At 35.6% G+C, this 13,057-nt stretch carries 14 protein-coding genes; 3 read left to right on the plus strand and 11 right to left on the minus strand.

Annotated elements, in window-relative coordinates:
* Positions 1-14 precede the first annotated feature (14 nt).
* Positions 15-509, minus strand: a complete 495-nt coding sequence (gene infC, locus D8Q48_RS02155) for a translation initiation factor IF-3 (protein WP_022076031.1) — start codon at positions 507-509, stop codon at positions 15-17.
* A gap of 409 nt (positions 510-918) precedes the next feature.
* Between infC and D8Q48_RS02160 the strand changes: the two genes are divergently transcribed.
* The gene (locus D8Q48_RS02160) at positions 919-2,286 is read left to right on the plus strand and encodes a spore germination protein (protein ID WP_121055234.1); all 1,368 of its coding nucleotides are present in this window, start codon (positions 919-921) and stop codon (positions 2,284-2,286) included.
* Between the two features lie 46 nt (positions 2,287-2,332).
* Here the strand turns inward: D8Q48_RS02160 and D8Q48_RS02165 are convergent, their stop codons facing one another.
* The 6 genes from D8Q48_RS02165 to D8Q48_RS02190 form a co-directional block, all read right to left on the minus strand.
* Positions 2,333-2,845 (minus strand): deoxyuridine 5'-triphosphate nucleotidohydrolase, encoded by a 513-nt coding sequence (locus D8Q48_RS02165; RefSeq protein ID WP_117988968.1) that lies wholly within the window; start codon positions 2,843-2,845, stop codon positions 2,333-2,335.
* 47 nt (positions 2,846-2,892) lie between these two features.
* Complete coding sequence (locus tag D8Q48_RS02170) at positions 2,893-4,074, minus strand: aminotransferase class I/II-fold pyridoxal phosphate-dependent enzyme (RefSeq protein WP_121055236.1); 1,182 nt, start codon at positions 4,072-4,074, stop codon at positions 2,893-2,895.
* A 41-nt stretch (positions 4,075-4,115) separates the two neighbouring features.
* On the minus strand, positions 4,116-5,042 hold the full coding sequence (gene metA, locus D8Q48_RS02175; RefSeq protein ID WP_121055238.1) for a homoserine O-succinyltransferase: 927 nt from the start codon (positions 5,040-5,042) through the stop codon (positions 4,116-4,118).
* Positions 5,043-5,044: 2 nt separating this feature from the next.
* On the minus strand, positions 5,045-6,433 hold the full coding sequence (locus tag D8Q48_RS02180) for an AI-2E family transporter (RefSeq protein WP_118687763.1): 1,389 nt from the start codon (positions 6,431-6,433) through the stop codon (positions 5,045-5,047).
* Between the two features lie 193 nt (positions 6,434-6,626).
* A complete protein-coding gene (locus D8Q48_RS02185; protein ID WP_121055240.1) occupies positions 6,627-6,950 on the minus strand; it encodes a DUF1540 domain-containing protein in 324 nt (107 codons plus the stop codon).
* 67 nt (positions 6,951-7,017) lie between these two features.
* A complete protein-coding gene (locus D8Q48_RS02190; protein ID WP_117988963.1) occupies positions 7,018-7,533 on the minus strand; it encodes an SEC-C metal-binding domain-containing protein in 516 nt (171 codons plus the stop codon).
* A gap of 184 nt (positions 7,534-7,717) precedes the next feature.
* On the opposite strand from D8Q48_RS02190, the gene D8Q48_RS02195 reads away from it, so the two are divergent.
* Complete coding sequence (locus D8Q48_RS02195; RefSeq protein WP_117988962.1) at positions 7,718-7,933, plus strand: hypothetical protein; 216 nt, start codon at positions 7,718-7,720, stop codon at positions 7,931-7,933.
* Between the two features lie 4 nt (positions 7,934-7,937).
* Here D8Q48_RS02195 and D8Q48_RS17080 read toward each other — a convergent pair whose 3' ends face one another.
* The 3 genes from D8Q48_RS17080 to cls form a co-directional block, all read right to left on the minus strand.
* Positions 7,938-8,105 carry a hypothetical protein gene (locus D8Q48_RS17080; RefSeq protein ID WP_172696940.1) on the minus strand — a complete coding sequence of 56 codons (168 nt, stop codon included), beginning with the start codon at positions 8,103-8,105 and terminating at the stop codon, positions 7,938-7,940.
* A gap of 148 nt (positions 8,106-8,253) precedes the next feature.
* On the minus strand, positions 8,254-9,534 hold the full coding sequence (locus tag D8Q48_RS02200) for an adenylosuccinate synthase (protein ID WP_117988961.1): 1,281 nt from the start codon (positions 9,532-9,534) through the stop codon (positions 8,254-8,256).
* Positions 9,535-9,660: 126 nt separating this feature from the next.
* Positions 9,661-11,220, minus strand: coding sequence for a cardiolipin synthase (gene cls, locus D8Q48_RS02205; RefSeq protein ID WP_118723704.1), 1,560 nt, complete (start codon positions 11,218-11,220; stop codon positions 9,661-9,663).
* A 177-nt stretch (positions 11,221-11,397) separates the two neighbouring features.
* Between cls and D8Q48_RS02210 the strand changes: the two genes are divergently transcribed.
* A complete protein-coding gene (locus D8Q48_RS02210) occupies positions 11,398-11,601 on the plus strand; it encodes a hypothetical protein (RefSeq protein WP_117988959.1) in 204 nt (67 codons plus the stop codon).
* Positions 11,602-11,642: 41 nt separating this feature from the next.
* On the opposite strand, the gene D8Q48_RS02215 is transcribed toward D8Q48_RS02210, so the two are convergent.
* On the minus strand, positions 11,643-13,052 hold the full coding sequence (locus D8Q48_RS02215; RefSeq protein ID WP_117988958.1) for a PLP-dependent aminotransferase family protein: 1,410 nt from the start codon (positions 13,050-13,052) through the stop codon (positions 11,643-11,645).
* Positions 13,053-13,057: the final 5 nt, after the last annotated feature.

The raw sequence follows: 13,057 nt of genomic DNA on the forward strand, positions 1-13,057 counted from the left end.
TCTGTTTTTTATTTTTAACGTTTTATAGTTAAAACCATGCTCATGTTCCGACCTTCCATCTTTGCCGGCTTCTCGACTGTTGCTACATCCTCAAGCATAGCTGCAAAATCATCAAGAATATGCTTGCTCTGCTGTACATGTGCCATCTCTCTTCCTCGGAAACGAAGTGTAACCTTTACTTTATTTCCTTTTGTGATGAATTTCTTCGCATTATTCACCTTTGTATTCAAATCATTTGTATCGATATTCGGTGACAAACGCACTTCTTTAACTTCAACAGTCTTCTGTTTTTTCTTTGCTTCTTTTTCTTTTCTTGTCAGCTCATATTTGTATTTTCCATAATCGATAATCTTACATACCGGTGGCTTTGCTGTTGGTGCAATCTTGACAAGATCAAGTTCTGCTTCCTGTGCAAGCTTAAAAGCTTCTCTTGCTGACATGACTCCCAGCTGTTCTCCGTCTTCACTAATCAGACGAACCTCTCTGTCTCTAATCTGTTCGTTAATCATTAAATCGCTAATTGTCGTATACCTCCGTCAAATGAATTTCCTTTAGGTTGTTTGTTTGCGAAACATATTTCTGAAACAAAAAAAATCGAGTGAATCTGCTCCACTCGAATCAATACATCTATCTTTCAAAAGATAAAATCATCAATATCAAACCAATAGTCACTCACTTGTGCTATGGTGAGAGTGGATACTCTTCTTTCTTTTGCCTCATGCAGATATTAATTTATCACACTTCACCTGAAATGTCAATATGTAAATTATTTTTTTAGCATGATTTTTTAATACTTCTTAATATCCTTCTCATAAAGCATAACAGACCTTTTACAAAATGTAAAGACAGCGAATAATTCTTTTGTGCTGAGGGGATTCTATAATTATTGTAATGAATCAAAAGAAAGAGGCTTATATTATGATTACTAAATTTCAAGGGCAAATGACTTCATCATTTAATGAAAACATTAAATATATGGATACAGCACTTCCAATCCATGAAAGTTTTGATATAATCCGCCGCAGTATCAAAATCGCAGACAAACAAGCAGTCTTCTATTTTATTGATGGTTTTACTAAAGATGAAACTCTGTTAAAAATACTGGATTCTTTATACAAATTAAAAGCAGATGAACTACCCTCTGATGCTACATTATTTGCAGAATGCTTTATTCCACACGCAGAAATAGACATCATACAGGATTACGATGAAATTATAAGGGATGTTCTTTCAGGAATAACATGTTTATTTGTAGAAGGATATTCTTTCTGCTTTGCAATTGATTGCAGGACATACCCTTCTAGGAATGTTGGCGAACCAGAAAAGGACAAATCTCTTCGCGGCTCACGTGATGGTTTTGTTGAAACAATTGTATTTAACACAGCTTTAATCAGAAGAAGAATCCGCGATCCCCATCTTATTATGGAAATTACAGAGGGTGGTCAGACTTCTCGGACAGATATTGCAATTTGCTATATGAAAGACCGGGTTAACCAGCCCTTACTTAAAGAAATCAAAAACATCCTCCAAAATATGCAAGTAGATGATCTTCGCATGAATCAGCAAAGCCTTGCAGAAGCAATGTTCAGACGGAAATGGTTTAACCCTTTTCCAAAATTTAAGTTCTCTGAACGTCCTGATACCGCTGCCGCCTGTATTTTAGAAGGAAAAGTTGTAATTCTAGTCGACAATTCTCCTTCGGCAATGATTTTGCCAACTTCTGTCTTTGATATGGTAGAAGAAGCAAATGATTACTATTTTCCAAAAATCACCGGTATCTATCTGAAATTTTCACGTGCATTGATTTCTTTTGGAACTGTATTTTTAACTCCTGTATTTTTGTTATTTATGCAAAATTTAGAGTTGCTCCCTGATATTTTTTCCTTTGTCGTGGTACAAGATACTGTAAATATTGCCCTCTTTTATCAATTTTTAATCTTAGAATTATCGATTGATGGCTTACGGCTTGCAGCCTTAAATACGCCCAGTATGCTAAGCACCCCACTTAGTGTGATTGCCGGTATCGTAATGGGAGAATTTTCAGTACAATCCGGCTGGTTTAATTCTGAAGTAATGCTATACATGGCTTTTGTTGCTGTAGCAGACTACACCCAGCCCAATTACGAACTTGGTTATGCATTAAAATTCATGCGTTTAATCCTTTTAACTATGACAGCTTGTTTTAATATTATAGGTTTTATTATCGGTTGTATCATCGTCGCATGTTTTCTTATTTTCAATCGTACAATCACCGGAAGAAGTTATATGAAAATCAATAAAAATTAAAAAATCGACTGTTGCATTACTTTTTTTGCAACAGTCGATCTATTTTCTATTTTGTAGTACTTCCAAATCCACCATTTCGAATATCTGTTACATCATCATCTACTGTAATTCCATATTCAACAAATATTCCCTGCATAAAACCATTTCCCGCCAAAATCCGTACTATCTTACCTTCATTTGTATCATTCGTAAGCTTTGCAAAAATATGTCCTTCATTATCCGAATAAAAATAATCACTATCAATAATGCCAACCGTATTATTTAACTGTAAACGGAATTTGAATCCAAGCCCACTTCTAGGATAACATTTCAAAACCCAATTTGGTTCCATCTCAACCCGAACTCCTGTTGGAATCTTTATTGTCTCGCCTGGCTGAATACAAATATCCATCGGTGCGTAGAAATCGTATCCTGCCGAACCTGCAGTTGCTCTTTTAGGTAACAAGATATCCTCATAGATTTTTTTAATCTCTGCTTCACTTGTTTCCTCAAAAGTATCCTTCCAGTCATTTATGAATCTTTCTTCACTTACTTTATGAAATTTTGCAATTCGCTGCATACTGCCATTCTCCCATCTAACGTATTAAATACTTTCTTGTAAATATTTTATATCTGTTTTGAAAATATATTTGATTCTTCCAACACTGATAATAACTCTGAAATCGTTTCTTCTCCAACTACCAAAGCCATTCTCACATAACCTTCCCCTCTACTGCCAAAAGCATTTCCAGGTGTAACAATAACGCCTGTTTTCTCCATTAAATCCAAGCAAAATTCAACAGATGATTTATATTTTTCCGGAATTCTTGCCCACACAAACATCGTGCCTTGACTATCCGGTACCTCCCACCCAATTGAGCGCAAACCACCACAAAGCATTTTATTTCGCTTTTCATACTCCTGACGTTGTTCTTCTACCACATCAAGTGGTCCTGTCAATGCCGCGATTGCTGCATATTGAACAGGAAGAAACACCCCATAATCTATCTGTGAACGAAAAATCTTTAATTTATTTATAATCTGCTTATTTCCTACCACAAAAGAGATTCTTGCTCCTGTCAGATTAAAAGACTTTGACAAGGAATAAAACTCCACTCCCACCTCTTTTGCACCATCAAACGATAAAAAGGATCGTCCTTGTTTTCGTGTATAAATAATATCGGAATAAGCATTATCATGAATGATAATAATGTCATGCTCTTTCGCAAATATTATCAGGCGTTCATAAAATTCATCCGGTGCACATACACATACCGGATTTAACGGATATGATACAATCATATATTTTGTCCGTGCAAGTACCTCTTCCGATATTGCATCCAAGTCTGGCAGATATCCATTTTCCTCTTTTATCGGATAATACTCTATCTTTGCATCAGCCATCATTCCACTTGTTTCAAACAATGGATACCCTGGATTTGGCACAAGGATTGTATCTCCCGGATTACACAAAACCATTCCTATATGTGCCATACCTTCTTGTGAACCATTTACTGAAGTAATTTCATCTTTTTCAACATTCACATTAAACCGACGTTTATAATGAAATTGAAGTGCCTCTAACAATTCCGGCCGGTCTTCCAACGAATATTTATAATTCTCCGGATTCTTGCATGCATCCTCCATTGCTTTCATAATATGCGGTGCCGGTGGAAAATCAGGTGTTCCGACCGATAAGTTATACACTTTTCTTCCTCTCTGGATAAGTTCTGCTTTCTTTTGATTCAGCGTGGCAAATACACCTGTTTTTAATGCATTTACTTTATCTGAAAAATATGTATCTTCCATTATATTTTCCTCGTAGTACTCTACCTTGTTTATGTACACTCTCAGCTAAAATTCGGTGCTCCATACAGGTTATATGGAGTTACCTGATATACGTAATAATTCAACCAGTTACTATATAAAGTATTTGCGTGAGATCTCCACAACAAATTTGGTTTATTATCCGGATTATTATTCGGATAATAGTTGACCGGTATCTGGATATCCAATCCTTTTGCGCAGTCTCGCTTATACTCTGTATCCAATGTCATACGATCATATTCAGGATGTCCCATAACAAAAACCTGCTTTCCTTCTTCTGCCATACACAAGAAAACACCTGCCTCATCTGAATCAGCAAGGATTCTAATACGATCATCGGCCTCCAGTTCTTTTAAAGGAACCTCCGTATGTCTGGAATGTGGTGCATAAAATATATCATCAAACCCACGCACCAGCGGAATCTTACGATCACGTACATGATGTGGGAACACACCAAACTTCTTTTCCGATAACATCACTTTATCAATCCCATAGTGATAATAAATTCCAGCCTGTGCTCCCCAGCATAAGTGAAGTGTTGATGTGACATTTGTTTTCGTCCACTCCATAATTTCTTTTAATTCTTCCCAGTAGTCAACCTCTTCAAACGGCATCTGTTCTACCGGTGCCCCTGTAATAATAAATCCATCAAATTTTTTATTCTTAATACTTTCAAATGACTCATAAAATTTATAAATATGGCTGGTTGAAGTATTTTTAGAAACATGGCTGCTAACTCTCACAAATGTCACGTCGACCTGCAACGGCGTATTAGACAATGACCGCAGTATCTGAAGTTCCGTATCCTCCTTTAATGGCATCAAATTCAAAAGTCCGATGCTGATTGGACGTATCTGCTGATGTGCCGCACGATATTCATCCATTACAAATATATTTTCCTGTTCCAGTATTTCTTTTACCGGTAAATCATTTTGTACTCGAATTGGCATTTCTATTCCCCTTTATCTTTTTTAAATTCATTTCTGTCAGAATGAACGTATGTCCCGTCTGTGTCCACATAACTCAACTCGTCATAACACGATGCCTCTATCGGCAGATTCTTTTTCTCCAGATTATGATTTATAAGCATTGTCACAATATAAGACAATACTGCAAATGTAGGCACACCAAGAATCATTCCCGGTATTCCAAACAAACCTCCTCCTAACAAAATCGAAAACACAACCCAGAAAGCTGACAAACCTGTCGAATTTCCGATAATTTTAGGTCCGATAATATTTCCATCTATCTGTTGTAAAATCAAAATAAAAATCAAAAAGTACAGACCCTTTATCGGATCTGAAAGAGTGATCAAAATCGCACTCGGTATTGCCCCTATATATGGACCAAAAAACGGAATTACATTTGTCACACCTACAATCACACTGACAAGCAATGTGTATGGCATCTTTAATATACTCAGACCAATAAAACACAATATCCCAATAATAATGGAGTCAATAATCTTCCCAATAATAAACCCGCCAAAGATTTCATTACTTTTAATTGTCAGATGCAAGATCATATTCGCAGAATTTGGTTTAAAAATCGCGTAAATTATCTTTTTTGCCTGCTGGGAAAATACTTCTTTTCCCCAAAGCACATAAACAGAAATGATGATTCCAATAATTCCGTTAAACAATTCTTTTACAACATTAATCACTCCAACTGTCAGGTTAGACATTACAACATTAACTTGTTCTAATAAATCTGTCTTCATCCAATTCTGAATAAAATCCGTCGCCTGCATGAGTACATTTGTAAAAAGCTGTCCGGTAGTAGTATCTTTTGACATCATCTTTGTAATTTGATTAACTGCTGTATTCAACTGGCTTGGAACCGTGGACACCATATTCCAGATACTCTTATATAATTCCGGGAGCATCATATTGCACAGTGCTGTAATAATTGAAATCAACAAAACAACCGCAACAAATATACCTGTACCTCTTGAAATCTGCGTTGCTTTTTTACTATTTGGAAAATGTTTATTGATATATGGAATCAAATATTCATCTACTTTTTTTACAATTGGGTTTAAAAGATACGCAATCGCAAACCCATATATTATAGGCTTAAGTATTTCCAAAACAAGATGAATAACATTTGAAATCCTTTCCAATCGTAAAAGTGCAAAATATATCAAAAGGCAAACTATAACTACCAACAGCAGGGTTAGCCCCTGACTAAATTGTTGTTTCAATTTTGAAGGTCCATTGTTTCCAAATTTAGGTCTATTAATATAGTACCCGCTGTTCTCAACAGACTTTTTCTTTTCTTTTCCGTTCACTTTATCGTCTTTTTTTGTGACATTTTTATCTTTCTCAGCTGACTGGTCCATAGCGTATTGCCACCCTTTCTTTCATGAAATCTTCATTTTTATGCATTAAGAAGATTATAACGCGGCAAAGATATTACGTCAACAAAAGTATAACATCAAATATACCATTACTCACCACCTGAAGAGGTGGTGGTCTTCTCGACGGAGATAAAAAATCCAGGAATTTCTTCCTGGATTAATCATACTTATCATTTTAGCAATCGCATGTAAATGTCGCACATTCTGTTCCATCACAATCACATGCATTACTTCCCTCTACACTGATTTTCCCTGCATGGCAGGCACGATGTTCGTTATACGTACACTCTGTCGCCTTACAGTCAACCTTTGTCAAATCTGAAGCCTGACCTGTCACACTGGAATTGGAATACGAATCACCTGTCCGTTCCTGAAAACTACCACAACAAGTTTCACCTACTGTTTTGGCATTACGACCTCCAACTTCAATACTATCCAGGTCACATAAAAATTGTTGGTTGTGTACACATGTCTGTACGGTACATCTTAAATCTGGCATAATAAAAGTTCCTCCTTTTTTTGAACTCCCTCTTATTATGTCTTGATTCACATCATATTATGCACAATTAGATATTACGTCCACAACATTTTTTATATTTTTTTCCACTTCCACATGGACATGGATCATTTCTTCCAATTTTTTTCTCTTTACGGATAGTTCCTGACTGTTTCTGTTCTCTGTAAAGACGCTTCTTTGTTTCTTCATCAAAAATATCATCCCACTGTGGCAATCCATACAGCCAGTCTGCTTTTGCATCAATCATATTCTTATAAAGTAATTCTTTATCAAATACTAAATTAATTTCTGTATCTTCTGTCATTGTCTCAATTGGATTGGCAACTTTTAAACTGTCATTGATTCCATCCAAGAATCCAACCATTGTCATAACATCCTGTCCATATTTTGCTGCCACTTCTTTTAAAGTTCCACGAACCTCTTCGTCTGGATTCTTTAAAAGTTCTACATAAATATCTTTCTCAATTGTAAAATATTTACTCCAGAAATTTTCCAATTCTGTTTTGCTTAAGCTCTGATCATATGCAGTAGCTCTCCACTGTTCTAATAAACTTTTATCGCTCATCGTATTTAACTCCTTTATCTAAGTAATAATTCATCTTTTAATATTCTATGTCAATTCACAATGATTTGCAACTAAAATATTTCTTTTATCGTTCAAAGGTTCTTCATAATACCCAAAAATCGTTTGTATTTTTTTGATAATTCAGCTATAATGCTTACAGTACTTTTTAGAAAGGATTGATTCTATGCATAAATTAACTCGGGTATTTGCTCTGATAGGTGCCATCCTCTTAGCAGGACTTTATATCTGTACATTAGTATTCGCAATGATTGACTCAGCTTATACATCAGATTTATTAAAGGCAGCTATTGCTTCCACAATTATTTTACCTATTTTATTATATGCTTATATTCTAATTTATCGTTTAGCAAAGCATTCCGATGATTCTCCTGAAAAATGATTTTTTACACATATAGCATTTCCAATTCCATAACAATACAATTTTGAGGTATTGTTATGGATTTTATTTGCTCTTCTGAGCGATTTTGGTAAAGCAATCCCTTTTTCATTAAATATTCTTCTGTTGAAATGACTTTTTGCTTTTGTTTAATTTTCATGCTGTTTTGCTGCATATCAACATCTCCTCCTTTTTACTTCAGCTCTATCATTATATTAGCCGAACAATAAAAATATGCCGGAAATTATTTTTTATAAGAATATCAATCTGCATTTTCCCCGCAAAAAAAGTGCCAGAAAAACTTCTGACACTTTTTTGCATTCTTATTTATTTCTATAAATAATATCATCTCGTCCTGGTCCGTTGCTGACCATAGTAATCGGATATCCAATCTGCTCCTCAATAAATTCAATGTATTTACGGCAGTTTTCCGGAAGATCCTCATATTTTTTGATACCACGAATATCTTCTTTCCAACCTGGAAGTACTTTGTATACAGGTTTTGCTTTCTCAAGCAAATGTGTTACAGGAAATTCTGTTGTCACTTCTCCGTTAATCTCATATCCAACGCATACCGGAATTTCTTCAAGATATCCAAGTACATCTAAAACTGTAAATGCAACATCTGTTGTTCCCTGCATTCTGCATCCATATTTAGAAGCAACACAGTCAAACCATCCCATACGTCTTGGACGACCTGTAGTAGCTCCAAATTCACCGCCATCTCCGCCGCGCTTTCTCAATTCATCTGCTTCATCACCGAAAATTTCACTTACAAAAGCACCTGCTCCTACAGCACTCGAATATGCTTTACATACAGTGATAATCTGTTTGATTTCATATGGTGGAATTCCTGCACCGATTGCACCATATGCAGCCAGTGTAGAAGATGATGTAACCATTGGGTAAATTCCATGATCTGGATCTTTCAATGATCCCAGCTGTCCTTCAAGAAGAATATTCTTTCCTTCTTTAATTGCATTATGAAGGAACAACGATACATTACATACATATGGTTCTACCATTTTCTTATATTCCATCAATTCGTTATATAAATCATCTGGATTCAATAATGGTTTATGATACAAGTGCTCCAACAATACATTTTTCTGTTCTGCGATTCGAACAACTTTTTCTTTAAGCAAATCATCATCAAACAATTCACTTACCTGAAAACCAATCTTAGCATACTTATCTGAATAGAAAGGTGCAATTCCTGATTTTGTAGATCCAAATGATTTTCCTGCCAGACGTTCTTCCTCGTAAGCATCAAACAGTTTATGATAAGACATCACAATCTGTGCACGATCTGATACAAGAATCTTTGGAGCCGGAACTCCTTTTTCCACTACAGACTGAATCTCTCCAAATAATTTTGGAATATCCAATGCTACTCCATTACCAATAATACTTGTTGTATGATCATAAAACACACCTGAAGGCAGAGTATGCAGAGCAAACTTTCCATAATCATTCACGATTGTATGTCCTGCATTAGCTCCTCCCTGAAAACGAACGATAATATCTGATTCTTTTCCGAGCATATCGGTAATCTTACCTTTTCCTTCATCGCCCCAGTTCGCTCCAACCACTGCTTTAACCATATCAAATCCTCCTGCGTATTTGAACTTTTTAATTCTTATTAGGTACTCTTATTAATGAGCCACCTAATGAATTATACTATATTTTTCAAACAAAGTAAAATCTTTTTTACGAAATTTTGCTGGTTTTTACATTAATGGTGCAATTAACCGCAATACTCGTCCACAAATAAACATAAACGGACTTATTTTTTTAACATCTGCAACTGATACCCTTTCGCATTGCGTCAATGTCTTTTGGAAATCTGCCTCCACATCATGTACGATTGGATTATTATAAATAAATGTCCCGCACTCAAAATGAAGAAACAAACTACGATAATCCAAGTTAATCGTTCCAACTGTTGCTGTATCATCATCGGACACAAATATTTTTGCATGTACAAAACCTGGCGTAAACTCATATATTTTCACTCCGGCTTCGATAAGTTCTTCATAGTATGTCTTTGCCACCGCAAATGCATACCACTTATCCGGAATATGTGGCATAATAATTTTTACATCGATTTCACTTTTTGCAGCGCGGCATAAAGCATCCAGCATTTCGCGATCCAGTATTAGATATGGCGTCATAATATGCACATATTTCTTGGCATGATTTAAAATATGGCAATAAACTTCTTCACCAACATTTTCATGATCATATGGACTATCTGCATATGGAATAACAAACCCTAATTCTCTTTTCAGTTCTGTTGACATGTCTGTCAAATATGATTCATACTGTTCCGGAAGCAGCTCCGTTGCATTCCACATCTGTAAAAACATCATTGTCAAACTCTGCACCGCATCACCTTGAAGCATGACAGCTGTATCTTTCCAATAGCCAAAACGTTCTTTTTTATTTATATACTCATCTGCAAGGTTAATTCCGCCTGTAAATCCTACCTTTCCATCAATAACACAAATCTTACGATGATCACGGTTATTCTGTACGGTTGACAAAACCGGTCGGATTGGACTAAACATTTTACATTTAATACCATAGCGTTGGATTTCCTCCGGATATTTGTATGGAAGCAGAGAAATGCTGCACATACCATCATACATAAAACGAACTTCTACGCCCTCTGCCACTTTCTGCTTCAAAATCTCAAGTATTGATTCCCACATATATCCTTCCGCGACAATAAAATACTCTAAAAAAATATATTTTTGAGCCATTTTCAACTGTTTTAAAAGCTCCGGAAATTTTTCTTCTCCGCAACTAAAATACATTGCTTTTGTATTGCGATATGTTGGGTAATGCAGCTGATTCGCCATATATCTGGCAAGATTTGCGTTGGCTGGCTTACTAACCTGCAATTCTTCTACAATTTCCTTTTGTTGTTTCAAATACGGCCAGGTTTCCATCTGAACATCACACAACCGTTTGCCAAACATCCTCGTTCCAAGTTCAAGTTTTACATAAACATAAAACAAACATCCAAATACAGGAAAGATTAAAATCAATAGCATCCATGTGCATGTAAATTCCGGACATGTTTTATCATTTATGATATATACGACAATTAAGATCTGAGCAATCAGCTCTAATGAATACACATATACCGCATAATCCCGCAGAATTGTAGACAGTACAAACATTGCTCCTAGTTGTAATAAAATCAATAATAAAACTAATGCTGTACGGCTGAAGACAATTTCTAGTATTTTATTTTTCGCTTTTTTCACCGCTGGATGATTCATTATTCTCCTCCTGTTAAGTTCATCTGCCTTATATAATACCGCATATTATAGCACGATTTTTGAGCTTGGGCAAATTCTCTTATACAGAAAATCCAAGAAAGAATTGTATTTTACCCCAAAAAGTATTAAAATACATTAAGATTCAAGATTATTTCTGATTGAAAGGGGATCAAAACCATGAATAAATTTATAAAATTGCTTTCTAGATGTCTGCTCGCCGGAATAGGTATTGGTGTTTCCGTTTATGCTTTCAAAAAGTACTTTTCACATGAGCATACAGAAGATGATATTTTTGAAGAAGACGATTTTGATTTAGACAACGATCTTCAGCCAGTGAAAGAACGGGAATATGTTTCTTTAAAAAGAGATGAAAGCCTTTAAATTACGAAAAAAAGACGCATAAAGTAAGAAGAAAACTTACTTTATGCGTCTTTTTCTATCCATGCCTCTTTTAACAATCGCACTGCCTCAACGATACATTTCTCCTGCATATTTGCATATCCAAGAAGAATCGTAGCCGGTTTTTGCATCTGTTGTTTAACATAGTATTCTGACAATCCGTACACTTTCACATCTTTATCTGCTGCTCTTTGAATCAACTCTGTCTCCGACATTTTATTCTTACAATGTAGCAACAAATGCACACCTGCATTTTCTCCCGAAATATCAAACTGCGTTCTTAGACATTTTAATGATGCAAGCAATCTGTCATGACGCCCTTTGTATAGAGCCCTTGTCTTGTTTAAATGCCGCTCATAATATCCTTCTTCAATGAATTTTTGCAATATAAACTGATCCACTTTTGAAACAGTTGAATTTAAAAATCCACTTTTCTCCCAATATTGTTGAAGTAATACGCGAGGTAATACAATATAACTTACACGTATTGCAGGTGCTATAGATTTTGAAAAGGTTCCCACATAAATTACTTTTTCATGATTATCATATCCTTGTAATGCCGGGATAGGCTTCCCCTTATAACGGAATTCACTGTCATAATCATCCTCTATAATATACCTGTCTGCTTTCTTTTCTGCCCATCGAAGGAGCTCTAGTCTACGTTTTACCGGCATAACAATTCCAAGTGGATATTGATGGGATGGCATAACAAATGCGATATTAGCATTCGACTGTTCTAGTTTTGAGACATCCATCCCCTGCTCATCTATATCTACCGTGCATGTCTCATATGATAAATTATAAAACAACTGATAGTCTCGTTTATAAGTCGGATTCTCAAACGCAATTTTGTGGTGATTTCCCATTATTGTTGTAAGAACCATATATAGATAATCGTTTCCTGCACCTACTATAATCTGATCAGGCGAGCAATTAACTCCTCTCGCCTGATGTAGATAATTACAGATCGCATTTCTCAATCCCGATTCCCCCTGCGGGTTTCCCAGCCGAAACATTTCCGCTTTATCGTCTGCCAAACATTCCTTTGATAATTTTCTCCATGCATTATAAGGGAATCCTCTCAAATCTACTCCATTAGGAGTAAAATCATACAAATACTGTCGCTTTTGTGACTGTTCTTTCTCCTGATATTCTCTCGAACTATTCTTAATCTGATATAATCCTTTAATATCTGTTACATAATATCCCTTATAAGGTACTGCCTTCACATATCCTTCTGAAAGTAATTGTTCATATGCCAGTTCCACTGTGCTTCTACTTACTTCTAAATATTTACACAACGCCCTTGTTGAAGGCAGTTTCTCGCTACTCTTCATACGTCCGTTCTGAATATCCTCTTTGATATACGAATAAATCTGTTCATATAATGGCTTGCCTGATTTTGGCTGTAAGCTAATTGTTAATTCATTCATAGACC

This window comes from Ruminococcus sp. B05, assembly GCF_003628495.1.
GTDB lineage: Bacteria > Bacillota > Clostridia > Lachnospirales > Lachnospiraceae > Schaedlerella > Schaedlerella hominis.